This window comes from Burkholderia sp. D-99 (genome assembly GCF_011605345.1).
Taxonomy (GTDB): domain Bacteria; phylum Pseudomonadota; class Gammaproteobacteria; order Burkholderiales; family Burkholderiaceae; genus Burkholderia.
This window is the reverse complement of the sequence record NZ_JAAOXM010000008.1, coordinates 299,653-325,239: the sequence shown is the minus strand read 5'-3', so window position 1 is coordinate 325,239 and position 25,587 is coordinate 299,653. Positions and strand designations below refer to the sequence as shown.

The 25,587-nt window shown below is 65.9% G+C and carries 23 protein-coding genes; 6 read left to right on the top strand and 17 right to left on the bottom strand.

The features are described 5' to 3' along the window. Positions 1-14: 14 nt before the first annotated feature. The 5 genes from HAV18_RS26870 to panE all read right to left on the bottom strand — a co-directional run bounded on the left by HAV18_RS26870 (position 15) and on the right by panE (position 5,864). The gene (locus HAV18_RS26870) at positions 15-1,028 is read right to left on the bottom strand and encodes an ABC transporter permease (RefSeq protein WP_166962177.1); all 1,014 of its coding nucleotides are present in this window, start codon (positions 1,026-1,028) and stop codon (positions 15-17) included. Next, a complete protein-coding gene (locus HAV18_RS26865; protein WP_166962174.1) occupies positions 1,015-2,535 on the bottom strand; it encodes a sugar ABC transporter ATP-binding protein in 1,521 nt (506 codons plus the stop codon). The genes HAV18_RS26870 and HAV18_RS26865 overlap by 14 nt, the downstream gene beginning before the upstream one ends. Positions 2,536-2,597: 62 nt before the next feature. Continuing rightward, on the bottom strand, positions 2,598-3,542 hold the full coding sequence (locus HAV18_RS26860) for a substrate-binding domain-containing protein (protein ID WP_166962171.1): 945 nt from the start codon (positions 3,540-3,542) through the stop codon (positions 2,598-2,600). Positions 3,543-3,661: 119 nt separating this feature from the next. Beyond that, the gene (locus tag HAV18_RS26855) at positions 3,662-4,621 is read right to left on the bottom strand and encodes an AraC family transcriptional regulator (RefSeq protein ID WP_166962168.1); all 960 of its coding nucleotides are present in this window, start codon (positions 4,619-4,621) and stop codon (positions 3,662-3,664) included. Between the two features lie 295 nt (positions 4,622-4,916). Next, positions 4,917-5,864 carry a 2-dehydropantoate 2-reductase gene (gene panE, locus HAV18_RS26850; protein WP_166962165.1) on the bottom strand — a complete coding sequence of 316 codons (948 nt, stop codon included), beginning with the start codon at positions 5,862-5,864 and terminating at the stop codon, positions 4,917-4,919. A gap of 250 nt (positions 5,865-6,114) precedes the next feature. Between panE and HAV18_RS26845 the strand changes: the two genes are divergently transcribed. Then, the gene (locus HAV18_RS26845; RefSeq protein WP_166962162.1) at positions 6,115-7,668 is read left to right on the top strand and encodes a methyl-accepting chemotaxis protein; all 1,554 of its coding nucleotides are present in this window, start codon (positions 6,115-6,117) and stop codon (positions 7,666-7,668) included. 193 nt (positions 7,669-7,861) lie between these two features. Here the strand turns inward: HAV18_RS26845 and HAV18_RS26840 are convergent, their stop codons facing one another. The 4 genes from HAV18_RS26840 to HAV18_RS26825 all read right to left on the bottom strand — a co-directional run bounded on the left by HAV18_RS26840 (position 7,862) and on the right by HAV18_RS26825 (position 10,235). Next, positions 7,862-8,272: a hypothetical protein gene (locus HAV18_RS26840; protein ID WP_166962159.1), complete on the bottom strand. Its 411-nt coding sequence runs from the start codon at positions 8,270-8,272 to the stop codon at positions 7,862-7,864. A gap of 158 nt (positions 8,273-8,430) precedes the next feature. Then, complete coding sequence (locus HAV18_RS40065) at positions 8,431-8,586, bottom strand: hypothetical protein (RefSeq protein ID WP_243771772.1); 156 nt, start codon at positions 8,584-8,586, stop codon at positions 8,431-8,433. Between the two features lie 9 nt (positions 8,587-8,595). Beyond that, positions 8,596-9,084: a hypothetical protein gene (locus HAV18_RS26830; protein ID WP_166961416.1), complete on the bottom strand. Its 489-nt coding sequence runs from the start codon at positions 9,082-9,084 to the stop codon at positions 8,596-8,598. Positions 9,085-9,557: 473 nt separating this feature from the next. Then, on the bottom strand, positions 9,558-10,235 hold the full coding sequence (locus HAV18_RS26825; RefSeq protein ID WP_166962154.1) for a response regulator transcription factor: 678 nt from the start codon (positions 10,233-10,235) through the stop codon (positions 9,558-9,560). A 402-nt stretch (positions 10,236-10,637) separates the two neighbouring features. Between HAV18_RS26825 and HAV18_RS26820 the strand changes: the two genes are divergently transcribed. Further along, positions 10,638-11,132, top strand: coding sequence for a hypothetical protein (locus HAV18_RS26820; RefSeq protein WP_166962151.1), 495 nt, complete (start codon positions 10,638-10,640; stop codon positions 11,130-11,132). Between the two features lie 27 nt (positions 11,133-11,159). Here the strand turns inward: HAV18_RS26820 and HAV18_RS26815 are convergent, their stop codons facing one another. From HAV18_RS26815 to HAV18_RS40060, 8 genes are all read right to left on the bottom strand, one after another. Next, positions 11,160-11,666, bottom strand: coding sequence for a hypothetical protein (locus tag HAV18_RS26815; protein WP_166962148.1), 507 nt, complete (start codon positions 11,664-11,666; stop codon positions 11,160-11,162). 129 nt (positions 11,667-11,795) lie between these two features. Then, positions 11,796-13,217 carry a sigma-54 dependent transcriptional regulator gene (locus HAV18_RS26810; protein WP_166962146.1) on the bottom strand — a complete coding sequence of 474 codons (1,422 nt, stop codon included), beginning with the start codon at positions 13,215-13,217 and terminating at the stop codon, positions 11,796-11,798. A gap of 111 nt (positions 13,218-13,328) precedes the next feature. Continuing rightward, positions 13,329-13,913: a hypothetical protein gene (locus tag HAV18_RS26805; protein ID WP_166962143.1), complete on the bottom strand. Its 585-nt coding sequence runs from the start codon at positions 13,911-13,913 to the stop codon at positions 13,329-13,331. A 156-nt stretch (positions 13,914-14,069) separates the two neighbouring features. After that, positions 14,070-15,794, bottom strand: a complete 1,725-nt coding sequence (locus HAV18_RS26800; RefSeq protein ID WP_166962140.1) for a chemotaxis protein CheA — start codon at positions 15,792-15,794, stop codon at positions 14,070-14,072. Between the two features lie 44 nt (positions 15,795-15,838). Then, positions 15,839-16,120 carry a hypothetical protein gene (locus HAV18_RS26795; protein ID WP_011354481.1) on the bottom strand — a complete coding sequence of 94 codons (282 nt, stop codon included), beginning with the start codon at positions 16,118-16,120 and terminating at the stop codon, positions 15,839-15,841. Positions 16,121-16,194: 74 nt separating this feature from the next. After that, the gene (locus HAV18_RS26790; protein WP_166962137.1) at positions 16,195-16,785 is read right to left on the bottom strand and encodes a hypothetical protein; all 591 of its coding nucleotides are present in this window, start codon (positions 16,783-16,785) and stop codon (positions 16,195-16,197) included. Positions 16,786-16,896: 111 nt separating this feature from the next. Beyond that, positions 16,897-17,220: a hypothetical protein gene (locus HAV18_RS26785; RefSeq protein WP_166962135.1), complete on the bottom strand. Its 324-nt coding sequence runs from the start codon at positions 17,218-17,220 to the stop codon at positions 16,897-16,899. Between the two features lie 1,581 nt (positions 17,221-18,801). Beyond that, positions 18,802-19,314, bottom strand: a complete 513-nt coding sequence (locus tag HAV18_RS40060) for a hypothetical protein (RefSeq protein WP_243771771.1) — start codon at positions 19,312-19,314, stop codon at positions 18,802-18,804. Between HAV18_RS40060 and HAV18_RS26775 the strand changes: the two genes are divergently transcribed. The 4 genes from HAV18_RS26775 to HAV18_RS26760 are packed head-to-tail and all read left to right on the top strand — an operon-like array spanning position 19,313 to position 25,424. Then, positions 19,313-20,320: a UDP-glucuronic acid decarboxylase family protein gene (locus HAV18_RS26775; RefSeq protein WP_166962132.1), complete on the top strand. Its 1,008-nt coding sequence runs from the start codon at positions 19,313-19,315 to the stop codon at positions 20,318-20,320. The genes HAV18_RS40060 and HAV18_RS26775 overlap by 2 nt on opposite strands. Then, complete coding sequence (gene galE, locus HAV18_RS26770; RefSeq protein WP_166962129.1) at positions 20,317-21,306, top strand: UDP-glucose 4-epimerase GalE; 990 nt, start codon at positions 20,317-20,319, stop codon at positions 21,304-21,306. Before HAV18_RS26775 ends, galE begins: the two co-directional genes overlap by 4 nt. A gap of 36 nt (positions 21,307-21,342) precedes the next feature. Further along, complete coding sequence (locus tag HAV18_RS26765; RefSeq protein WP_166962126.1) at positions 21,343-22,746, top strand: UDP-glucose/GDP-mannose dehydrogenase family protein; 1,404 nt, start codon at positions 21,343-21,345, stop codon at positions 22,744-22,746. 26 nt (positions 22,747-22,772) lie between these two features. After that, positions 22,773-25,424: a glycosyltransferase family 2 protein gene (locus HAV18_RS26760; RefSeq protein WP_166962123.1), complete on the top strand. Its 2,652-nt coding sequence runs from the start codon at positions 22,773-22,775 to the stop codon at positions 25,422-25,424. Positions 25,425-25,587 lie beyond the last annotated feature (163 nt).

Below are 25,587 nucleotides of genomic sequence, written 5' to 3'. Positions count from 1 at the left end.
GATCGATTGAATAGTTACCGCGACCGTTCGCGGCTGATGTAGATCGCGAGCAGGATGATTCCGCCCTTGATCACGTTCTGCACATACGGGTTCACGCCAATCATGTTCAGCCCGTTGTTGAGCACGCCGAGCAGCAGCGCACCGACCAGCGTGCCGAGGATCGCGCCGCGGCCGCCCGAGATCGACGTGCCGCCCATCACGACAGCCGCGATCGCGTCGAGCTCGAAGCCGACGCCCGCGTTCGGTTGCCCGCTCATCAGCCGCCCGGTCAGCACGATCGCGGCGAGCGCCGACGTGAGCCCGGCCAGCGTGTAGACGATCAGCTTCACGCGCGCGACGCGCACGCCGGTGAGCCGCGTCGCCTGCTCGTTGCCGCCGATCGCATACACGTAGCGGCCGAACGGCATCCGGTCGAGCAGCAGCCACGCGATTGCGTACACCACCAGCATGATCAGCACGGGCGCCTGGATGCCGAGCACCTTGCCGCTGCCGAAGAACGCGACCCAGTCGGGCAGCCCGTCGATCGGATAGCCGCCCGTGTAGATCAGCGCCAGGCCGCGCGCGATGCCCATCGTCGCGAGCGTGACGATGATCGGCGGCATCCCCGCGAACGCGACGAACACGCCGTTCAGGAAACCGAAACCGAGGCCGACCGCGATGCCGATCGCGAGCGCGGCCACCGCGTTCATGCCCGCGACCATCAGCCCGGCCGCCAGCGTGCCCGACAGCGCCATCACCGAGCCGACCGACAGGTCGATCCCGCCGGTCAGGATCACGCAGGTCATGCCGACCGCGATGATCGCGTTGATCGACACCTGGCGCAGCACGTTTTCGAGGTTCGCGGCAGACAGGAAGCTCGGGCTCGCGATCATCATCGCGATGCACACGACGATCAGGCCGACGAGCGGATAGAACAGCGTCGAGCGTCGCAACTGCGCCCACATCGCGCGTGGCGGCGGTGCGTCGCCGTTTCCGGCGGCGGCCGCGAGCGTCGTGGAAGGCGTGGAAGAAGAATCAGGCAGGTTCATGGGTCGCTCCTCGCGTGCCGGCCGTGGCATAGGTCATGACCGTGTCAGGATCGATCTCGTCGCCTTCGAGCGTCGCCTCGATGCGGCCCTGCCGGAACACGGCGACGCGGTCGCACATGCCGACGATTTCCGGCAATTCGGACGAGATCATGATGATGGCGTAGCCGCGCGCGGTGAGTTCGCGCATCAGCCCGTAGATTTCGGCTTTCGCGCCGACGTCGATGCCGCGCGTCGGCTCGTCGAAGATCAGCACCGACGTGTGGTGGTTCAGCCAGCGCGCGATCACGACCTTCTGCTGGTTGCCGCCGGACAATGTCGCGACCTCGGTGTGGATCGACGGTGCCTTCACGCCGACACGCCGCATCACGTCGTGCGTCGCGCGCGCTTCGCCGCGGCTGTCGATCAGCCAGCGCATCGACCGGTACTTGCCGAGGTTGTTCAGCGAGATGTTGTCGCGGATCGAGAACGACGTGACGAGCCCTTCCGTCTTGCGGCTTTCGGGCAGGATGCCGATACCCGCGCGCAGCGCGTCGGCTGGATCGGCGAGCTTCGCGGCCACACCGCGCACGCGCACGTCCTTGCGATGCGCACGCGTCGCGCCGATCACCGCGAGCGCGGTTTCCGTGCGGCCGGAGCCGACCAGCCCGGCGAAGCCGAGAATTTCGCCGGCATGCAGCGCGAAGCGGTTCACGGGCCCGTCGCGCTCGATCTGCAGCGCATCGACCTCCAGCACCCGCGGCGCATCGGCCGCGCGCGCCGGCTTCGGCGGAAAACTGCTCTCGATCCGCCGGCCGACCATCATCCGCACCAGTTGCTCGACATCGGTGCGCGCAACATCGGTCGTCGCCACATACTGGCCGTCGCGCAGCACCGTGATACGGTCGCACACCGCGAAGATTTCCTCGAGATGATGCGAGATGAAGATCATCGCGACGCCCTGCCGCTTCAGCTCGCGCATGATCGCGAACAGGTGCCCGGCCTCGGCCGGCGTGAGCGTGGCGGTCGGTTCGTCGAGGATCAGGATGCGCGCGTCGAGCGACAGCGCCTTGCCGATCTCGACGAACTGCTGCTGCGCGACCGACAGCGCGCGGATCGGCGCATCGAGATCGATCGCCACCCCGAGCCGCGCGAAGATCGCGGCCGCCGCGTGGCGCATCCGCTTTCGATCGCGTGCGCCCCAGCGGTTGCGCAGCTCGCGGCCGAGGAACAGGTTGTCGACGGCGTCGAGGTGCGGGATCAGGCTGAATTCCTGAAACACGATGCCGACACCCGCCGCAACCGCGTCGTGATAGTCCGCAAAATGACGCACCGCGCCGTCGATCTCGATCGTGCCGGTATCCGGCTGATGAATGCCGCACAGAATCTTCATCAGCGTCGACTTGCCCGCGCCGTTCTCGCCGAGCAGCGCGTGAATCTCGCCGCGCGCAATCTCCAGGTGAATGCCGGACAACGCCTTCACACCCGGAAAGCGCTTCGTGATGTGGCTGAGCCTGAGTATCGTGTCCATCGGCTTCTCCGTGCGAAAGGCGCTGGCCGAGCCGCCGCCCTTCGCGTCGCATTGCACGTCGTTCACCAGCTGAAGCCCTTCGCGTTGCCGCGATCGACCACCTTCACATCGACCGGGATCGCCTTCGGCACCGTCGCGCCCCACTTCCGCGCGATCGCGATGCCGAGCGCGATACGCACCTGGTCGGCCGGGAACTGCGCGGTCGTCTCGATGAACTTCGAGTTCGGCTTCTGGATCGCGGCGATCGCCTCGGGCGCGCCGTCGACGCTCGTCAGTTTGATGTCCTTGCCCGAGCTCTCGATCGCGGCGAGCGCACCCATCGCGCCGCCGTCGTTCACACTGAAGATGCCCTTCAGCTTCGGGTGCGCGGAAATCAGGTTCTCGGTCACCGACAGCGCGGTCGCGCGCTCCTGCTTGCCGTTTTGCGTATCGACCAGCTTCACGTTCGGGTATTTCGCGAGCCCCGCCTTGCAGCCGCGCACGCGTTCGAGAATCGGCACGACCGGAATGCCGTCGAGAATCGCCACCTCGCCGCTGCCGCCGAGCGCTTTCGCGAGGTAGTCGCACGACATCAGGCCCGCGTCGTAGTTCTTCGAGCCGACGAACGAATCGACCGGGCCGTTCGCGTTCGCATCGACGGCCACGACCACCGCGCCGGCCTTCTTCGCCTGCGTGATCGCCGACTGGATGCCGGTCGAATCGGTCGGGTTCACGAGCAGGATGTCGATCTTCTTCTGCAGCATGTCCTCGACGTCGCTCACCTGCTTGCTGACGTCGTGATGCGCGTCGGTGACGAAAACCTGCGCGCCGATCGACGCAGCCGCGTCGTTCAACGCCTTCTGCATCGTCACGAAATACGGGTTGTTCAGTTCCTGGAACGTCATGCCGATCCGCAGCGGTGCGGCCTGCACGGCGGTGGCGGGCAACAAGGCCGCGACGGCGAGCGCGGCAACGGCCGCCATGCGGGCGGCGCGACGAGGGGATGAAGCGGGCGATGCGTGCGTCATGACGGTGTCTCCGAAATTGTGTGCAGCTTTTTCGTGGGTGAGTGAGCCCCTCGCGACGTGAGCGGCGCGATCGGCTGGGTGAAACGGTGGGGAAAGTCAGGCGGGCCGCGGCCCCGCGATCATCCGGGGTGCGGCGCGAGTTCGGGTACGCCGGGCGTCACGACACGCGGCGGCAGCGGATTGCCGGTGGGCGCCGCGTGCAGTGCCAGCTCGCGGCTGCGCGCGTTCAGGCGCTGCAGCGCGCGAAATTCGGACGGCGCCATCCCCTTCACCGCGCGAAACTGCCGGTTGAAGTTCGACACGTTGTTGAAGCCGGCCTGAAAGCAGATATCGGTGATGTTCGCGTCGTCGGCGAGCAGCATCTGGCATGCGGATTCAATCCGCAGACGATTCACGTACTGGACGAACGGCATGCCCGTCTGGCGGTGGAACGCACGCGAGAACGCGCTGACGCTCTGCCCGGTCAGTTGCGCGAGATCGGATTCTCGCAGCTCGGACGCGAGGTTCTTGCCGATGTACGACAGCGCATGGCTGAGCCGCGTCGGCGTGACATCGGCCTGGTCGTACGCGGGGCTCGCGAGCAGCGTGTGTTCGGCCGCCCCGCACAGCCGCTCGAGGATCGTCATGAACAGTGCGATGCGGCGCATGCCGCGCGCTGCCAGCAGTTCGTCGAACAGCGGCGCGATCGCAGCGCTGGTGGCCGCGTCGAAGCCGACCCCGCGCCGCGCATCGTCGAGAAGTGCCTGCGCGTCGCGGCATTCGGGAAACGCGTCCATGCAGCGGCGCACGAACGCCGGGTCGAACTGGATCACGAGATTGCGGCGCTCGACGGTTTCGCCCTCGGCCATGTCGCTGACCCAGTTGTGCGGCAGATTCGGGCCGAGCAGCACGAGATGGCCGGGGCCGAACGAGCCGATGTGGTCGCCGACGAAATACTTGCCGCGCGTCGCGACGATCAGGTGCAGCTCGAATTCGGGATGGAAGTGCCAGCGGATCGTGCGATACGGATAGCCGTGCGACCAGACCTTGAACGACTCGTCGCGTCGCACTTCGACCACTTCCAGATCGGGGTGCATCATGTTGGCGTCTCCATTCCCATGTGTCGCTGGCCGGCTCGTTTCGCGCGTGCGCCGCGAATTTCACGCGGCGACGCGAATTTCACGCGGCGACGCGACCGGTCGCATGGGAAGCAATGTAGGTCGATCGAGCGCGCGGCTCCACCAACTTTACGCCTGATTTCCGATACTTTTTTGCGCATTCCGGCCGTAAACGGCGCCGGATGGCAAATTTGTGCAGCGCGGAACGCGCCGGGACGGGAGATGCCCGGCGCCGTCCGTCGGGCGTGGGACACACCTGAGCCGGCGGCCCCGACGACTACGCGGCCGCGTGCTCGCGTGCCGTGCGCACCTCATACGCCTTCAGGTGGTTGTACGCGATCCGCAGCAGCGACAGCCCATCGGCCGCCTGCGGGTCGCGGCGCGCGAGCAGGTCGCCGATCACGTGATCGGCCTCGACACGCGCATGGTTCTCGACGTCGCGCAGCATCGACGCGGTCAGCGGCGACGGCGTCAGCACCATCCGCTGCATCCGTTCGATCGCCGTCGGGTCGGGCCGGTGGCCGTTGTGCTCGGCGATCGCGCTGCATTCGCCGAGCATCGTCTCGAGCAGGCGGCGGCCGTCGGGCGCGGCGAGGATGTCGCCGACCGAGCCGCGGAACAGCGACGTGCTCGCGGCGAGCGTCGCGAGGAACACCCACTTCTCCCACATCCGTGCGGCGATGTTGTCGCTGAGCGTCGCGTCGAAGCCCGCGCCGCCGAACACGTCGGCCACCGCGCGCACGCGCGGCGATTCACCGCCCGCGAGTTCGCCGAACGACAGCCCGGCCGTGTCGTTGAGGTGCACGATGCGCTGCTCGCGATCGAGCGTCGCCGCGATCACGCACAGCCCGCCGAGCACCTGCGCGGCGCCGAACCGGTCGCGCAGCACGTCGAGATGACGCATCCCGTTGAGCATCGGCAGGATCAGCGTCTGCGGGCCGACGAACGGCGCGAACGACTGAATCGCATCGTCGAGGCTGTACGCCTTGCAGCTCAGCAGCACGAGGTCGAACGGCGCGACGCCGGCCCCCGCATCGCCTGCGCGCACGGTCTGCACGTTCGCGAGCGTCAGGTCGCCGCGCGGGCTGCGGATCAGCAGCCCGTCGCGCGCCAGCGCGGCCGCGCGGCCGTCGCGCACCAGGAACGTCACGTCGCGCCCCGCCGCGGCCAGCCGGCCGCCGAAGTATCCGCCGACCGCGCCGGCCCCCACCACCAGAATTCGCATCGTTGCCTCCTTTCGGTTTCATTCGCCGCCGCGCCGCCAGACCGGGCGCGCGGCGCGCACACAATCGCCCCGACAGTATAGCGACGCCCGTTATGCATATGCATAGATACCCGTATTGGCGTCAAAGGCATGGGCGACGGTACCGGTTCCTAGGGATAACCCGTCTACGGCGACGCACGTCGGGCGCCGTCAAGACATATATCCCGTCACGCCGTTCCGGCGAGCGTCCACGACTGACCGACCACACACCATGCGCAATCTTTCCCTGAATCAGAAACTCGCCTCGATGATCGTCATCCTCTGGCTCGGCCTGCTCGTGATCGCCGGGCTCGGCGCCTGGCAGACGCGCGCGTCGATGATCACGGATCGCCGCGACCAGCTCGCGTCGCTGGTCGCGCAGGCCACGAGCGTGGCCGACCACTACTACAAGCTGTCGCAGCAGAACGTGCTGCCGGAAGCCGACGCCAAGCAGAAGGCGCTCGAGGCGATCGCCGCGATGCGTTACGGCGCCGACGGCTACATCTCCGTCAACGACTCGAAGCCCGTGATCGTGATGCATCCGATCAAGGCCGACCTCAACGGCAAGGACGTGTCGAATTTCACCGATCCGAACGGCAAGCACCTGTTCGTCGAGATCGTGAAGGCCGGCAACATCGAAGGCGGCAAGGGCTTCGTCGAGTATCTGTGGCCGAAGCCGGGCGCCGACAAGCCGCAGGAGAAAACCAGCGCCGTGCAGCGCTTCGCACCGTGGGACTGGTATCTCGTGACCGGCATGTACATGAACGACGTGCGCACCGCCGTGCTCGAAAGCGTCGGCCGCTGGCTTGCGATGACGACCGTGCTCGGCGGGATCGCGACCGCCGTGATGGTGCTGGTGCTGAAAAGCGTGCGCGCGAACCTCGGCGGCGAGCTGGAGGTGGCACTCGACGCCGCGCAGCGCATCGCGCAGGGCGACCTGACCGCGCATGTCGCCGTGAAGCACGACGATCGCGGCAGCCTGCTGCACGCGCTGCACACGATGCAAGGCGGGCTGATCGACATGGTGTCGCGCGTGCGGATGGGTACCGAGAACATCAACGTGGGCGCAAGCGAGATCGCGTCCGGCAACACGGACCTGTCGCAGCGTACCGAGGAGCAGGCGGCCGCGCTCGTGCAGACCGCGTCGAGCATGGACCAGATGACCGCGAACGTGAAGCAGAACGCGGACAGCGCCGCTCAGGCCGCATCGCTCGCCAGCCAGGCTGCGCAGGTCGCGACGCGCGGCAGCACGGTGGTCGACGACGTCGTGCGCACGATGAACGAGATCACCGACCGCTCGCACAAGATCGGCGACATCATCGGCGTGATCGACGGGATCGCGTTCCAGACCAACATCCTCGCGCTGAATGCGGCCGTCGAAGCGGCGCGTGCCGGCGAACAGGGCCGCGGCTTCGCGGTGGTCGCGGCCGAAGTGCGCTCGCTCGCGCAACGCTCGGCGACGGCCGCGAAGGAGATCAAGTCGCTGATCGTGTCGTCGAACGAGACCGTCGAGCAAGGCGCGGCGCTCGTCACGCACGCGGGCGAGACGATGGCCGAGATCGTGCAGTCAGTGCGGCGCGTGAACGAGATCCTCGACGAGATCAGCCATGCGTCGCGCGAACAGAGCGCCGGGATCGAGCAGGTCAATCGCGCGGTGGGCGAGATGGACCAGGTAACGCAGCAAAACGCGGCGCTCGTCGAAGAAGCCGCGGCCGCCGCGCATTCGCTGCGCGATCAGGCCGAGGCGCTGCGGGACGCCGTGACGCGGTTTGCGTTGCCGGCTTGATCCTTGAGGCGCGGGCGGGCATGGCTTGCCGTTGCGAAGCCCGCGCGCACGGCTTCGTCACACGCCCCCATACCGGTGCCCGCCGGCAGCGCGTCGAGCGCACCCATCCGCTCCCCGTGCAGCGCCGGCCAGCATACGGAGAGGAATGGGTCGCTGTTTTGAACGATGCTTGCGCTGTGGGCCCGGCGTCAGGTTACTTCCCGGTGCAGCACTTGTTGGGGCAAGCGGGCAGGAAGGAAATTTCCACGCGCCGCCCATTGTCCACGTCGCCAAGTGAATAGACGCGTGCGCTTGCCCGAATGGTCCCGCGTAGAAAGCCCAATTGCTCTAACAGCGCACGCCCGGCTTGTAGTCGTGATTGTGCAAGCGCCTGTGCCCCGTGTTCATCTTCTTCAGCGTGACCACTAATTAACGTTGTCTCTTTTGTTGTGTGATTGGCGTACGCAATTTTTTGGTCGGCCACCCAATTTGCAACGCGCATGATTTCAGAGTTAGATATGGTCGCATCATCCCTGTTGAAATATATATCGAAGTTCTCGCTTGCGATGCATGCAAACGCCGAGTTGGAAGCAGCAAGAAGCAGAACGATTATAAATTTATACATTGTAAATTACATATCCCGCAACACTATCAGCGTTATTGATGGCTTGATCCGGACTCTCCGATCCAAAGGTAAGGCATTCCGCGATAAAGTAGCGATGACCCTTGGTGGCCATCGTGTCATCAAAGTGACTGACTACTCGTCGGCTCACGGTTATGTCCTCAATCGAAGTTTGCAAAAACCCAATCGGTCGACTCGGGGTCGTAGATCGCATATTGGTCGATCGTCGCATCTTCAATAGCGATGGTCGGCGGCTTGCGCGCCAATGCTTCGGCCTCTGCATCGGCTATCTGCTCGACTGTCCACGCTTCCATCATTTCAAGCGTTTACCTGAACCCGGATAGCCCGACGCGCAGATAGGCTGTCTCGATTCGCTCGACCGCGCTATCGGAGAAGCAGATCGTGAAGTGGTCGCGCTGCTCGACCGGCACATCGAAAGACGCAAAGGTATAGGTCATCAACGGATGCCCCGCGTCGGAAACCGCTAGACGGCCCCCGCTCGCCCCATAGGCATAGTTCATGGCGACTAACAAGCGGCCATGCTGTTCCATGAAGCGACGGGTATCGACTTGCCGAAAATCGATCGGCCAAAAGTGGTCATCGTCACGGGTGAGCGTTCGGGAACCCATGACCGCATCAAGGGGGGAAAGATAGGTGCAAATGAACGGGTCACGCGTGCAGATCATTTGCATGTTGCTGCTGTAAATCGGATCGATCACATCGGGGCGTGACGTGTATAGCTGCTGCACCATCGCGTAAAGCTTGATCGATGAATGAAGGAAATACGGGCATTCGCCATATTCTTCTTGGGTCATAAGGTCAGATACCTTATACGTGGACAGACCATATACGGTCGCCGGTAAGAATCGCATTGTCTATAGGACACGTATTATTTTTATTCGCACTCCAACTTAAATTGAGATGCCGTTACTCTCCGCAAAGCGGAGCGAAGGATAGGCGATCAATCGAGTGCCGACGTTCACGAACTACGTGCGGAGGCACGCCGCAATCTGAGCACTGACCACGTGTTGTCGTCGGCTCCCGTTCGCCAATGCATCCACCTCGATCCAATTCGGCGACCTATCTCGTATCGAGATTCACGGTCAATATGCGATCGTCATTGACGCGGCCGAACGCGGCCTCCATGGCATCGAGCTATCCGTGGTCTAGCGCGTATCACGCAGACCGGATGGCCTGACCGGCGCGGGCGCGCGGCGTGCCAGGTACACCCGCCCCGCCCGTGCGTTCCGCCCGCGTCGCCGAACACGCTTGCCCGGCACTCGCCAACTCACACCACGTCGCCGGGCCGTAACGCGGCGGCTCCGGCGCCGAGCCCCAGCCCCGCTGCCCGCTGGACCAGCTCGACGTCGTTGTTCACGCCGAGCTTCTTCATCGCACTGATCTTCTGCGCGCTGACCGTCTGCTTGCCCTTGCTCAGACGCTGCGCGATCGTCTTGATCGGCACCCCCGACAGATACAGGCGAATGACCTCGATCTCGCGCGCCGACAGCTTCACGGGCGCCTCGCCGCGCTCGCCGGCTGCATCGACCGCGCGCCTGACGAGCGGCGACAGATAGCGCCCGCCGCTGTAGCTCGAATGAATGGCCGTGACGATATGGCCGACCTCGTCGCACTTGCTGACGACGCTCACGCCGCCGATCGCGAGGATCGACCCGACGATCAGCGGATTCTCGTTCGCGACCAGCACGACGATCCCGACGCTCGGACGCGTGCGCCGCAGCCAGCTGAGGAGCGCAAGGCCGTCCATCTGCGCGTCGCCACGGATCGCATAGTCGACCAGCACGACATTGCAGTCGACGCCGCCGAGCGACGCGACCAGTTCGGCCACACTCCGGTAGACCGCGACGAGCTCGATCGCACTGGTGCTGCCAGCAACCTGCTCGATACCGGCCAGCGTCAACGGCCAGTCGTACGCAAAGACGATGCGAACGTTGAATTTCCTCATGCGTAGTTCCCGGTGGTTCATCGGCCGCGCGACGCGGAACGCACACGGCCGGTTTGGCGTTGATAGGATGCTCAGGCTATTTTTAGCCTGAGCATCGATTCTATGAAGCCGTGCGCGAACGGGATATCGGACGGCATCGGGATCGACCGTCCGGGACGTAATACGAGTTTGATATTTGCGCCGGTTCGAGCGGCCGGCACGGAGCGGCAGGTATCTGCGGACATCGACCGGATGGCCAACGTGGCGGGCTGCGCGGGCCAAGCGGCCGGCCAGCAGGTAAAATCGACGCCTTTGCATGCCGCGCCGGCCCCCGGGCGGCGAGCGACGCGCCGATGCCGGCCGCGCGCCGCCGCCCTGTTGCCGGCGCCCGTACTAGGGTGGCCCGTACGCCCCGCACTCCTCATGACCGAATCCGACCTGCAATCCGACGACACCTCCATCCACGAAAACGGCCTCTGGCGCGACAACGGCTGGACGGCCCGCATCATCAAGAACGAAGACGACGACGGCTGGGCCGTCGAGATGATCAAGGACGGCGAGTCCGAGCCCGCGCTCGTCGGGCCGTGGACCATGGGCCGCGACAAGAAGAACCCGAAGCCGATGGACGCGAACGCGTTCCGCACGCTCGTGAAAACCGCGACCGAGGTGCTGATGCGCCACGAGCAGCAGCGGCGCGCGATGCTGCACAAGGAAGTGACGGTTCAGGGCGAGGACGGCGAGGAGGTGTCGGTGACGCTCGACATCGTGCCGGACGAGTTCGAGCCGTACGCGCAGCTCAAGGCATTCGATCCGTATGGCGAGCTGCTGGCCGAAGCCAAGGTGTCGGCCGGTTTCAAGCTCAACAAGGCCAGTGCCGAGCGCTGGGTCGCATCGGGCTTCGAGCGGCCGGCCGCCTGATCGCGCGCGGCACGCCGGGCCGCGCGCTCACGCGCCGGCGCCGGGCCGCGCGCGCCGCAGCCGGCGCGCCGCCAGCTTGCGCCGCACGAGCTGCTCGAACTGCTGCGTCGCGACCTCCGGATCGCGCGCGGCCAGCCCGAGCGCGTTGCGCGCGAGCTGGATCGGCGTCAGTACGAGGCCCCACGGCAGCCCCCACCAGCCGAACGCGGCCGACGCCAGCAGCGCGAGCGCCTGCTTCCTGCGGCCGCAACGCCGGCAGCACACGTGGCGCCGCGTCGCCCAGCGCGTGACGAACAGCAGCGACACGACGCGATGCGACGCATGGACATCGACCGGCCGGTCGTCGCGACGGCAGATCGGGCACGGCCCGTAACGCCAGTCGTGCACGTACTCCCAGACCTTCGCATCGGGCAACCGGTCTGCCTCGACGACGACCGGATGCGCCCGGGCGCATGCCGAACCGCAATAGCGGCGGCCGTCGATCGACCGCCCGCCGACCAGGAACGTCCTGCCGCAGTGACTGCACTCTGCCACGATAACCTCGGATAAGCGTGATGCGCCGCGTGCCGGCCGCGCGCGTCGCTGCGCAGGCGGTCCGGACGGGCCGTTTCATGTTTTAACGGCCGACGTCGCGCGGTCTTGAGCGGCTGCGCGCCGCGTGCGTCAGCCGTGCAGCCCGTGCGCGGTCATCAGCCGATACAGCGTCGCGCGCGAGATCCCCAGCTCGGCCGCCACGTCCGCATGCTGGTGGCGGTGGCGCATCAGCGTTTCCTCGATCGCGCGCCGCTCGGCGTGCCGGCGCGCTTCGGCGAGCGTCGGCGGCTGCCGCGACGTGTACTGGTGCAGTTCGAGATCGGCGGCCGAGATCATCGGGCCGTTCGTCATCACGACCGCGAACCGGATCCGGTTGATCAGCTCGCGCACGTTGCCTGGCCACGGATAGTTGTGGATCGCTTCGACCGCGCACGGCATGAAGCCGCGAATCCGGTGCGAACTGTCGCCGCGATAGCGCCGCAGCACGTAGTCGGCGAGCAGCATGATGTCGCGGCCGCGCACGCGCAGCGGCGGCTCGTCGATGCGCAGCACGCACAGGCGGTAGTACAGGTCGGCACGGAACCGCCCCGCCTGCATCGCGGCCTCGAGATCGACATGGGTCGCCGACACGATCCGCACGTCCACCGGAATCGACGCGTGCCCGCCGAGGCGCTCGATCGTGCCTTCCTGCAGGAAGCGCAGCAGGCTCGCCTGGCTCTCGAACGGCATGTCGCCGATTTCATCGAGAAACAGCGTCCCGCCGTGCGCGGCCTCGATACGGCCGATCTTGCGCTGGTGCGCACCCGTGAACGCGCCGCGCTCATGGCCGAACAGCTCGGCCTGCAGCAACGTCGACGGAATGGCCGCGCAGTTCACGGCAACGAATGGCGCGTCGGCGCGCAACGACTGCTGGTGAATCGCCGCCGCCGTCAGCTCCTTGCCGGTGCCGGATTCGCCAGCGATGAATACGGTGGCGTCCGTGTTCGCGACCTTGCGGATCGTCGCGAACAGCCGGCGCATCGCGTCGCACGAGCCGATCATCGTGCCGCCGGGGGGCGCCGCATCGGCGTCCGGGCTGCCGTCGGCGAGCGTCAGCATCCCGTACGCATGGCCGACCAGATAGCCGATCGTCGTATACGCGGTCGCATTGCGCACGTAGTCGAAGCAGCAATGGCGAATCAGGCGCGCGATGACGAGATCCCGCAGCCGCTCATCGTCGGCGAGCGCGACCCAGCCGATGCGCGGGTCGCGCAGCAGCGCCTCGAACGACGTGACGTCGGGCGACGCGAAGCCGCCGAAATCGACGATGCCCGCATGCGGGCGGTTCGCCCTGACGAGATTCAGTGCGTCCGCAACGGTTTTCGCGCGCCACACGTCCCAGCCGCGCGACGCGAGACAGTCGACGAGCGCGGCATCGTGCTGTTGCGACAGGTAGACGAGCGGCCGCGACGGTACGACATGGTTGCGCCGGACGGCCACGAACGGCGCCGTACCCGCATCGCGTTCGAGATCCTGCGGGCCCGACACCCTGATCTGGCAGCAATAGTTCACGATGGCCTCGTCGTTTGGGTTGGTTGTCGAAACGGCCGTTGCCGGATCACGTGGGGCGGGGCATCGTGGTCCCGCGGCGCGTCGCCGGGCCGTCCTCGGATTGACGTTTCGTTATCGGCAGAACACGACGCGCTGCGTGTAGATCTGCGGCTCGACGACCGGCTTCGCGGAACCGTTGAGGTCGTCACGATAGGCCCGGTAGGTCTTGCCGTTCATCGTCACTTCCGTCGCGCGGGCCGTCTCGATCGAGTTGAGCCCGTTGCGCTGCCACCCGCTCACCCGGTCCGCCGCCGTCACGCTCGACTCGCCGGCGATCTTCTGCGTGATCGCGCTGCCGTCGCTCCATGGCAGCGTCTGCATGTCCTCGGCATGCTGCATCGCGCCGACCGTCTTGCCGGTCGGCGACGGCCCGTTCTGCGCTTCGAACGGCGCGCCACGGCCGTACACCGGCGATTGCCACGACGGCGCGTGGCCTTCCTCCGGCATCATGTAGATCATCTGCGGATCGCCGATCATCATCATCGGCGCGCATGCCGTGTTGTCGGCGCGACCGAGCGTCGTCAGCGCCTGCTCGACGCTCACGGCGTTGGCCGCGGTCTGCTCGCCCAGGATCACGAAGACCGCCGGGTTCTGGAATACCGCCTGCGCGGCGGCTTGCGCGCTGTACAACAACAGAGCGACCAAAAAGATCCTCATGATTGAGGCCTCCTTGCATCCTCGTCAGGCAAAAAGAGGTGTTGACCTCGGGGATGGGACCAACACCCTTCAAACAGGACACGACCGTCGGGCAGCGGGGCCGAACGACTCCCGCGCGGCCGGCGTTCCGGCCGCACGGGAGACCGACCCGTGTGCTTACGACGACGTGCTCGTCGAGATGACAGCCGGAGCCGGCACGACCGGTGCAGCCGGGGCGGCCTGCTGGTCGACCGAAGCCGGCGGCAATCCTTGCGCCGGATCGGACAACGCCGGCATGTCGGCGGGCTGCGCCGCTGCCTCGTCCGGCACCTTCGCGTCGGCTGCCGGCATGTCGGCAGGCGCTGCGGCTGCGGCAGGCTGCGCGGCTTCCGGTGCGGGCGCTTCCGCGGCGACCGGAGCCGGCTCGGCGGCCTTCGCATCGGCTGCCGGTGCAGGCATCGCGACATCGGCTGCAGGCACCGCGACGACGGCAGGAGCCGGCATCGTGTCCGCAGCCGGCGCGGCAGCGGCTTGCGCTGCGTTGTCGGTTGCGGCCGGCATCGGCTCCGGCGCCTTGTCGGCGACGGGCTGCACGGGATCGGGTGCCTTGTCGGCAACTGCCGGTGCAGGCTCGGGCGCCTTGTCGGCGACCGCCGGTGCGGCTTCGGGCGCCTTGTCGGCCACCGCCGGTGCGGGCTCCGGCGCCTTGTCGGCCACCGGCTGCACGGGATCGGGTGCCTTCGTGTCGGCGACCGGCGCGGCGGGCACTGGCGATGCCTTGTCCGCAACTGCCGGTGCAGCGATCACGGCGGCAGCCGGCACGGCTGCGATCGCGGCAGCCGGTACGACCGAGGCTGCCGGTACGACCGAGGCTGCGGGTGCGGCGGCGGCGACAGCAGGCGCGGCTGCCACGGCAGGCGCTGCGGCTGCGACCGGTGCCGCGGCTGCAACGGCGGGTACTGCGACGGCCGGAGCGGCGGCAACAGCCGGCGCCGCCACTGCCGGTGCGGCAGCAGCAACAGCCGGTGCGGCCACTGCCGGCGCGGCGGCAATCGGCGCGATCGACGGCACGGGCACCGGTACCGGCACCGACACGGGTGCCGCCTGCACCGCGGTCGTCGCCACCGGGCGGGTCTGCACCGGTGCCGGCGCGGCAGCGCCCAGCGGCGGCAAGCCCATGCGGTCGCGCACGATCGGATCGTGATACTTCACGTCGTCGGCGACTGTCGCTTCTGCGCTCGGTGCCACGTTCGAACGGGCGAGCGGCGCGGTCGTGCCCGGGCACAGGTGCCCGGTCGCTTCCACCGCACGCCGGTTCGCGTCGCTCTGGCAGAGCAGCGCGAGCGCCACGTCGGTCAGGCCCATCGCACGAAATTCACGCGCATCGAGACGCCGGACGCAGGCCTGGTCGACCAGCGTCGTGCCGCCCGTCGCGCCGAACCCCGGGAACGACACGCCAACGCTCACCGACCCCATGCAGGTATCGGACAGCGTGGTCGTGAGGCCCGGCGCCTGGATCGCGGGGTTCGTCTTGATCGTCTGCGTACCCGAGTAATTGACGTTTTCCGCCGACTGGGTGTTGTACGGGTTGGTGCCGGGCGCGCCGGATGACTGCAGCGACTGCGGCGTCACGTTCGTGCCGCCACTCGTGCTGGACGGCATCGTCACGTTCACGTTCACGCTCGAATTGCCGCTGCTGCGAACCCCGCTGGAGCTGGTGGCGTTACCGCCGCGCGAGCTTGTGGTGTTCGTGTTCATGCTCGAGCCGCCACCCTGGCTGACCGCCGTCGACGACGTCGACGACTGCGCGCTCGAAGTCGAATCGGCGGTTTGCGCTTGGGCGCCGATCGTGGTCATCGCGAACATCGCTGCGCATGCCACCTTGATCCTGTTGCTGTTCATTTCACTCTCCGGACGAGGTTTGACCTCCCACCCAGGCAACCGTACTAGTTCCCCTGATTCCCTTCAGCTTTGCCTGCTTCCCCGAACTGTTTCCAGCCGTTACCCAGCTGGGACCACGAGCCGGCCGACATACCCTGCCACTGCTGGGCGTCTGGTCCACCGATGGCACTGCCCGAAGAAAGCGTTTGTTGTTCTGACGGTTTGGTTGTCTGGTCAGGGTTGTTTGACGTCTGCAAATTCGATTGCACGTCGTTGGCAATACGGTCAGCGCCATACGCCGTCAAAGACGCGAGCATCAGAGCGGCGGCAATCAGTTTCTGCTTCATGCCAACTCCTTACGTGACAACAATGTGGAGAAAAGAGACCAGCGTCGCTGGGAAACTGGTCCCCCCACACCTGACTAATGACTGCTTCCGGTCGCACTTGCACTGCCCTGGCTTCCGCCCGATGCGGACGGCGAGCCGGCCGGACCGGTACTCCATACGGTCGACGAGTTGTAGTGATTCGAACCCGTGATCGCGCCTGACCCAGCACTGCCGGTCAGCCCAGCGGCACCCGCGTTGGCATTGCCCTGGTCGTTGGCGCTCGAGGCCGTGTAGTGGTTTGCGCCGAGTACGATCGTGGCGCTCACCCCACCCGAGAGCGCATTCGCGTTCTCGTTCGTGCTGCTGTTTCCACCGTACGAGCCTGCGGCACCGATACCGCCGCCTGCCGCGAACGCGCCCCCGTTCGTGCCCGAACCGCTGGCCGTCGAAGTCGTGTTGTGGAAGGCGGATGCCGTGCCGGCGGAACCAGCGGGTGTCACCGTACTGCCCGCGTTCGCGCCCGCCGTCGAAGTCGAATTGCTGGTATAGCTGCCGGAGCCGACCAGGACCGAACCGGAAACACCCGCCGCAACGGATTGCGTCTGGTTGGTCGTGGAGGAACCTGCTGCCAATGCAGCCGACGAAATGACGGTGAGCGCTGTCGCGAAAATCACTTTGGCTTTCATAGCAATTCCTTGCTGTGAGTAAGTTCGGCGGTGGCGGAGCCGGGTCTACCCCCATCGAGCGGAACCCGGCATCCGTACCGCCAGCCAATGACGAACGCTACGCGTCGCGGCTTAGTGGTGATACGTCCAGCCGATCGAACCGGCATTCGCGCCGCTGTTGCCGCCTGCTTGCGCGCCACCGAAGCCGAAGCCGCCAACCGACGACGTTTGGGTGTGGTTCGTGTACGAGATCGAACCGCTCCCCGGGCCACCGGCAACTGCGCCGGCTGCACCGAGTGCCGAGCCGGAATCGGTCGCGGTGAAATGGCCGAACCCTGCAACGCCAGCCATCGTCGAACCGCCGCTCGACGAGCTGCTGCTCGACACCGTGCCGCTGCCGGCGAACGCTGCACCCGAAACCGCCAGAACTGCTGCTGCAATCAGAAGCTTCTTCATGGTCGACTCCAAAACGGCGTGGACGGAATGAGCCAGGAAGATCGCACGCCATCAATCTTCCTGACTTGAGCAATCCTCAAAAATTAAGGATCACTATACAATTAATAAAAACCTGATGCCTTTTGAATTCAGTTTTTTTGTGAATTTGGCCAGACGAAGCTTAGCCTCGTGATTTTTAGTTATCCAAATTTTTTTGATAGGTGTTTTCGATTATTTTTATGAACATTGGCTTTATAACGAAAACACCATTACTTGATAAACCGGAACGATGCGCACATCTTTCCGGCCCGCGACATTCGATACCCCGCCGGATAGCGTGCCGGCATGCGGCACCCCATTCCGGAATCGAAAATCCGCGAATACATTAACCACCGCAAAATGCAGAGCTGTCTTAAATACACCCTTTATCCGGGCGACAACGGGCCTGCATGGAAGCCAGGTGGCATGTCTTCTCCCTGAGCTAGCGACGAAAGGTCTTCCGGATAATCCGGCCGACGGGCGTTCGATCTAATCCGGCCGGCGCTGGCATGGGCCAGGCGCGATCGAAGCGACCCTGCACGGCCGAAGACGAATCGGCATCACGCTGTCCGGCACGAACAGCCTGATCCATCCGGGTGAACTGAATGAAAGCGAGTACCGCTGTCGCCCGACTGCCGTGCGGCGCGATAACCGCGCCAGCACGCGAAGCGCGCGGCGGGCAAGAAGCCGGGACAGCGCAACCCGCGAAGCTGGCACAGCGTCGCGAGCGTCCCCCCGGTCTTTCCGACTACCCCATTGATGCGCAAAGTACGCGCCGATCAACCTACTGCTTATGGTCTTCATCGCCGTTTCCCCGACTGCTTATTGACGAGTTGGCCGCCCCACCTCTTCGTTACTTCGTGTCGACCGCTCGCCGGTGCGTCCAGTACCGCAAGCAGCGTGCCACGCGTTATTCCACCGCAGATTGCACCCGGCAAACGGCCGCCACGACAGCCCGTACCGCCAGGAACGACATTTTTTGTTTCAGGAATGTATCGCAATAGCGGTTTGACACCCGCGGCGATCGTTGAGCGCCGCGAAGCAATCGCCGGATTAGACGGACGAATCCGGCTCGCGGGCCTACGCCGGACGGCCAGATGAACGGGTGTTTCAAACTTGAGAAGCGCACGGCCGCGCAAGGCGGGCGGCGCCGGCATTTCCGCTTGCGAACCGTGGGGCGCGGCGCATGCGGCCCCCTCCCGCGCCATCACAAACGAGAATCGATTCGCCCGGCGCCGGGCCCGAACAGCCCGATACAGCAGCCTCCAGCAAGCCGTCGACACACGTTTGCGCTGACGACCGGAACGAATTTGATTCATCCGTGAAAATACCGACAGGATCACACGTCGCTCGAGCGTCGAAATGACCGTAAAAAATAAAACTTTCGTTACGGCGTAATAATTAAAACAAATGAAAACACGCGACCTCCGCCGGAACCCGTGCATCATTTTTTCATTTTCGTTCGCCCCACCTTTCATGCACCGAATTTCCAGACGAGCCGCACATTCGAGTAACGTTTTTAATCCGTTATCGGCGCATTTCTCATTGATGAAACATTTCCATTCAACACCTGTTTGACGAAGCCATCCACGCAAAAGCCTGATTTATCGTGCGTTTCGTCGTATCGAATGGCATCGATCCGGCAATGGGCCAGCCCGCTTTCCTGTCCCCACGATTCATGCATGAAACAGAAGCGCGCATATTGCGCGGCAATCGCGCCGCCGCGCCCGTGCGCATCGTGACGGCATCGTCCATGGCATGCCGATTGCCTGATGTCCGGCTCTCACCGAGCGGCACGCCCAGGCACAAGATCACGGACGGCGGCCGCTCGTCAATCAGCGTATCGGGGAAACGGCGATGAAGATCACCACCGATCGATCGACGCTTGCGTCGTTCAAGCATCAACGGGGTAGTCAGCGAAACCGGAGCGCCTGTCGCGGTGCTTCGTCGACATCGGCTCATGCGAACCGGCGCTTGCCGAAACGCTACCCGTGCAGCGGGATGGAACGCGTGCGCGCCGCCGTCGAGCTGATCGACGTGTGGCTCCCGGAGCTGAACGACGAAGGTGAAAGCCATGAATGACAGGGTCGCGCTCGAGACGCGCGCCGGTCAGCGCATCCTCGTCACGGGCGGCGCCGGCTTTCTCGGCAGCTACGTATGCGAGCGCCTGGTCATGGAAGGCGCATCCGTCACGTGCATCGACAGCCTGCTGACGGGTCGCAAGCTCAACGTCGCCGACCTGAAAGCGTCCGGCCGCTTCGAGTTCGTGAAGGGCGACGTATCGCTCGGCCTGCCGCAACTGCAGGTGGACGAGATCTGGAATCTCGCGTGCGCGGCATCGCCGCCCACCTACCAGCTCGATCCCGTCCATACGATGATGACGAACGTGCTCGGCATGAACCACTGCCTTGCGCTCGCGCGCAAGACCGGCGCGCGCGTGTTCCAGGCGTCGACCAGCGAGATCTACGGCGACCCGGGCGTGCATCCGCAAACGGAAACCTATCGCGGCAACGTGAACACGATCGGCCCGCGCGCGTGCTACGACGAAGGCAAGCGCGCGGCCGAGGCGCTGTGTTACGACTACTACCGCACGCACAGCATCGACGTGCGCGTCGCGCGTATCTTCAACACCTACGGCCCGCGAATGTCGCCGCGCGACGGCCGCGTCGTGTCGAACTTCATCGTCGGCGCGCTCAACGGCGCGCCGCTCGAGATCTACGGCGACGGCAGGCAGACGCGCTCGTTCTGCTTCGCCAGTGACCTGATCGACGGCTTCTTCTGCCTGATGGGCGCCGGGCGCAACGTCGGCACGCCGGTCAACATCGGCAACCCCGGCGAATTCACGATGATCGAACTCGCGCAGAAAGTGCTTGCGATGACGGGCTCGAAATCGGAGATCGTGTTCCGTCCGCTGCCGATCGACGATCCGCACCAGCGCAGGCCCGACATCTCGATCGCGTCGGCCGAGCTCGGCTGGCGGCCGGCCGTCGATCTCGACGAGGGCCTGCGCCGCACCGTCGACTATTTCAGCCGGGAACTATGGCTCGAGCCGGTGCTGCGCATGACCGGGGCCACGGCATGAAGGTGCTCGTGACAGGCGGAGCGGGCTATATCGGCAGCCATACCTGCAAGGCGCTCGCGGCAGCGGGACACGAGCCGGTCGCCTACGACAACCTGTCGACCGGCCATCGCGATGCCGTTCGGTGGGGGCCGCTCGTTGCAGCCGACATTCTCGATTGCGACGCGCTGTCGAAGGCGTTCGCCGCGCATCGGCCCGACGTCGTGATCCATTTCGCCGCCCTCGCCTACGTCGGCGAATCGGTGCTCGCTCCCGAGCGCTATTACACGGTCAACGTCACGGGCACCTGCACGCTGCTGAGCGCGATGCGCGCGGCCGGTATCGGCCGGATCGTGATGTCGTCGTCGTGCGCGACGTACGGCATTCCGGACATGCTGCCGATCTCGGAGCGCACGCCGCAGCGGCCGATCAATCCGTACGGCTTCACCAAGTACGCAATGGAACGGATGGCCGCCGATTTCGAGCGCGCGTACGGATTGAAGTGGGTCGCGCTGCGCTACTTCAACGCGGCGGGCGCGGACCCCGACGGCATGATCGGCGAATGCCACGAACCGGAAACGCACGCGCTGCCGCTCGCGATCCGCGCGGCACTCGGCACGGGCCACGCGTTCCACGTGATGGGCACCGACTACCCGACACCCGACGGCTCGGCGATTCGCGACTACGTGCACGTGAGCGACCTCGCCGACGCGCACCTGAAGGCGACCGCCTATCTATGCGGCGGCGGCCACAGCGTCGCGTTGAATCTCGGTACCGGCAAAGGGACCTCGGTGCTCGACGCGCTGCGCGCCGTCGAGGCCGTGACGGGCCGCCGCGTGCCGACGGTGACGGCCGCTCGCCGCCCGGGCGACCCGCCCGAGCTGTACGCCGACGCCACGAAAGCCGCGCTCGTGCTCGGCTGGCGGCCGAGTTTCACCGCGATCGAACCGATGATCGAACACGCCGCGGCGTGGTTTCAGAAGGAGCTGCAATTCGAATCCGGCAAGTGAAGCAAGTTTCCTTGAACGCCACCCAGGGGAATCACCATGAATGTGCGGATTGCCATCGTCGGCACCGGTTACGTCGGGCTGGTGAGCGGCGCGTGCTTTGCGGATCTCGGGCATGACGTCGTCTGCATCGACAACAATCGCGGCAAGATCGACGCGCTGAACGAAGGCCGCATGCCGATCTACGAACCGGGCCTCGACGCCGTCGTCGCACGCAACGTCGAACGCGGCACGCTGCGCTTCAGCAGCGACCTCGCGGCGAGCGTGTGCGATCGCGACGCGGTGTTCATTGCCGTCGGCACGCCGACGCTGCCTGGTACCGACCAGGCAGACCTGCAGTACGTCGAGGCGGCCGCGCGCGAGATCGCGTCGAACCTGACCAGCTTCGCGGTCGTCGTCACGAAGTCGACCGTGCCGGTCGGCACCAACCGGGTCGTCAAGCAAATCGTCGAACGCTGCGCGCCGGCGGGCGTCGACGCGGCGATCGCATCGAATCCGGAGTTCCTGCGCGAAGGTTCGGCGATCGACGATTTCATGCATCCTGACCGCGTCGTGTTCGGCGCCGAGCATCCACGCGCGATCGAGATCATGAAGGCCATCTATGCGCCGCTCGAAGCGAGCGGCCATCTCGTGCTCGCGACCGAGATCGAAACGGCCGAACTCGTGAAATACGCGGCGAATGCGTTCCTCGCGGTGAAAATCAGCTACATCAACGAGATCTCGGACCTGTGCGAAGCAGTCGGCGCCGATGTCGAACTGGTCGCGAACGGCATGGGCCTCGACCGCCGCATCGGCGCATCGTTCCTGAAGGCCGGCCCCGGCTGGGGCGGCTCGTGCTTCCCGAAGGACACGCGCGCGCTGAAGGCGACGGCCTCCGAACATGCGGTGCCGCTGCGCATCGTCAGCGCGGCGATCGAATCGAACGCGCTGCGCAAGGAGCAGATCCTGCGCCGCATCGAGAAGGCGTGTGGCGGCTCGATCAAGGACAAGCGCATCGCGGTGCTCGGCCTCACGTTCAAAGGCCAGACCGACGACGTGCGCGAAAGCCCGAGCATCGACGTGATCCAGTTGCTCGTCGGCGCGGGCGCGCATATCCGCGCGTACGACCCGGCGCGTCCGCACGAGGCGTCGCGACTGTTGCCGCAGGTATTCATGGAGGGCTCCGCGATCGACGCGGTGCGCAGCGCGGACGCCGTCGTGGTGATGACCGAATGGAAGGCATTCGAGGCACTCGATCTCGCCGACCTCGCGGATCACATGGCCGATCCCGTGATGCTCGACATGCGCAACCTGTTCAGCGAACGGCTGGCCGTCGACAGCGGCTTTCGCCGCTACGAACGCGTGGGCCGCTCGTGCAGCAAGCGCACACCGGCGGACCCTGCACCGGAACAACCGCACGCAAGCGAGGACACCCGGCCGCAGCGCGGCCTGCTTCAGGACTGATGGTCTGACCTTGACGGGAGAGCACCATGAAGAAGCTGGTTGCGTCGCTTGCCGGCGGCCTTTCGCCGGATACCGCCGACACCACCGATTCCGAAGCGGATCGCACCGCATCGCTGCAAGCAGACGTCCCGCTGCTCGTCCCGTTGATGGACGGCGGGACCAAATTCATCTTCCAGATCCTCGCGCTGTGCTGGTTCGTCGCGCTGGGCATCTTCTGGCGCTGGTGGCTGCGCGACGAGCACTACGTCGACGCGTTCCGCTTCGGCGTCAACTGCTTCGTGCTGTTCTGGACCACCTTCATTCCCGGCTACTTCATCTTCATCATCCGCTCGGCGGTCGTGCCGAACCCCGCGCTGCCGGTGCCGCGCGACTGGCGCGTCGCGATGGTCGTCACCAAGGCGCCGTCCGAGCCGTTCGACATCGTCCGCACGACGCTGCTCGCGATGCTCGACCAGACCTACCCGCACGATACATGGCTCGCCGATGAAGACCCGTCGCCCGAGACGCTCGACTGGTGCCGCGAGCACGGCGTATTCGTGTCGACGCGGCGTGGCGTAACCGCGTATCACCGCACCAGCTGGCCGCGCCGCACCCAATGCAAGGAAGGCAATCTCGCGTACTTCTACGACATGGTTGGCTACGACAACTACGATTTCGTGTCGCAGCTCGACGCCGATCACGTGCCGACCCGCACCTATCTCGAGGAGATGCTACGGCCGTTCGTCGATCCGGAAATCGGCTACGTGTCGGCACCGAGCATCTGCGACAGCAACGCGGCCGAAAGCTGGAGCGCGCGCGGGCGCGTGAACGTCGAGGGACCGCTGCACGGCACGATGCAGGCCGGCTATGCGGGCGGCCTCGCGCCGCTGTGCATCGGCTCGCACTATGCGGTGCGCTGCCGCGCGCTGCGCGAGATCGGCGGGCTCGGGCCCGAGCTCGCCGAGGATCACTCGACCACGATGATCTTCAATTCGAAGGGCTGGCGCGGCATGCATGCGCTGAACGCGATCGCGAACGGCGAAGGGCCGCGCACGTTCGGCGACCTGGCCACGCAGGAATTCCAGTGGTCCAAGAGCGTGATGATCATCATGCTGCGCTACACGCGCCACTATTTCATGGGGCTGCCGCTGAAGCTGAAGGCGCAGTTCCTGTTCTGCCAGCTGTGGTACCCGCTGTGCGCGCTCGCGATGGCCGGCAGCGTCGTGATTCCGGTCGTCGCGCTGCTCACCGGCCGCGTGTGGGCACACGTCGACTACCTCGCGTATCTCACGTACGCGCTGCCGCTGACCGTGCTGATCCTGTGCGTCGTGACCTGGGCCACGCATTCGACCCAGTCATGCCGCCCGCTGAATACGAAGCTGCTGTCGTGGGAAGGGCTGTCGTTCGTGTTCGCGCGCTGGCCATGGGTCGTGCTCGGCTGCGCGTCGGCGGTATTCGACTGCGTGCGCGGCAAGGAATTTCCGTTCAAGGTCACACCGAAGGGCGGCACGATCGAACAGGACGCGCCGCTGCGCGTGGTCGCGCCCTACCTGCTGATCTCGCTGTTCTGCAGCCTGCCCGTCGTCACGGTCGAGAATCCGCGCAACGCCGCCGGCTTCTATCTGTTCTCGACGCTGACGAGCATCCTGTATCTCGTGATCGCGGCCGTCATCACGGTGAATCACGGCAGGGAGCAAGGGCTCGACTGGTCGGCGTTCCGGCAGATGTTCTTCAGCCGCCTGCCCGTGCGCAACGCGCTGTTCGTGTTCGCGCTCGCGATACTGCTCTCGGGCATCGGGCTGCGCGCGCCGAAAGGATGGCAGGCGATGATGTGGCGCTCGGGTTTGCCGGCCGTGGTCGCGCCCGTACCGGGCGAACCGGTGAAGCAGCCCGAACTCGGCGCATACGATCCCGAGAACACGCTCGCGGCCGACCGGGATCTCGCGTTCGACCATGTGTTCGTGTCGTGGAACGCGCCCGACATCCGCGCGGAAATCGACGCCGCCTACCGGAGCGCGCAGGCGCGCAACCGCTCGCTGATGCTGACCGTCGAGCCATGGGCAGCCGGCGACACGCGGCAAGGCGCGCTGCTCGCGGATATCGCGCACGGGCGCTACGACGCGCGGATCGCGGCCACCTGCTCGGCGCTCGCCGCGTTGAAGGGCCCCGTGTTCGTGCGCTGGGGCCACGAGATGGAGGCCGACACCGGGCGCTATCCGTGGGCCATCGGCGATGCGCCGGCCTACGTGGATGCGTACCGGCGGGTCGTGACCGCGTGCCGCACGATGACCGACCAGATCCGCTTCGTGTGGTCGCCGGCCGGCAACCGGAACCTCGACGACTATTTTCCCGGTCGCGGCTATGTGGACGATGTCGGCCTGTCCGTATTCGACTGCCCGCGCTGCGCGATCTGGCCGGCCGGCGGCCATGCGTCCGCCGCGAGCATCCTGCGGACCAAGTACGAGCGGGTGACCGACTACGGGCTGCCGGTGATGGTCACGGAACTCGGCGTCGACGGGTCCAGTTCGCGCAAGCGCGAGGAACTCGAGGAATTCCAGCGATCGCTGTGGCGCTATCCGCTGCTGAAGGCCGTGGTGTATTTCAACGCGGTCGATACGCCCGGCGCGTGGCCGGCGCATTACGTGCCGGACTGGCGGATCGCGCCGACGTTCCTGCAGACGACGGTGGTTGCGCAATGAACGAGGAGCGCTGACTGCCGGGCGGCGCCACGGCACGGTCGTGAACAGGCCACGCGTTCGCTCCGGCTGACAGGGGCGTGAGCCGGCGGTCATACCCCACCGGCCAACCGGCGCGACGCCGCGCGTCGCCAACTTTCATGCGCGTTTCCTCCTTTGCCAAAAG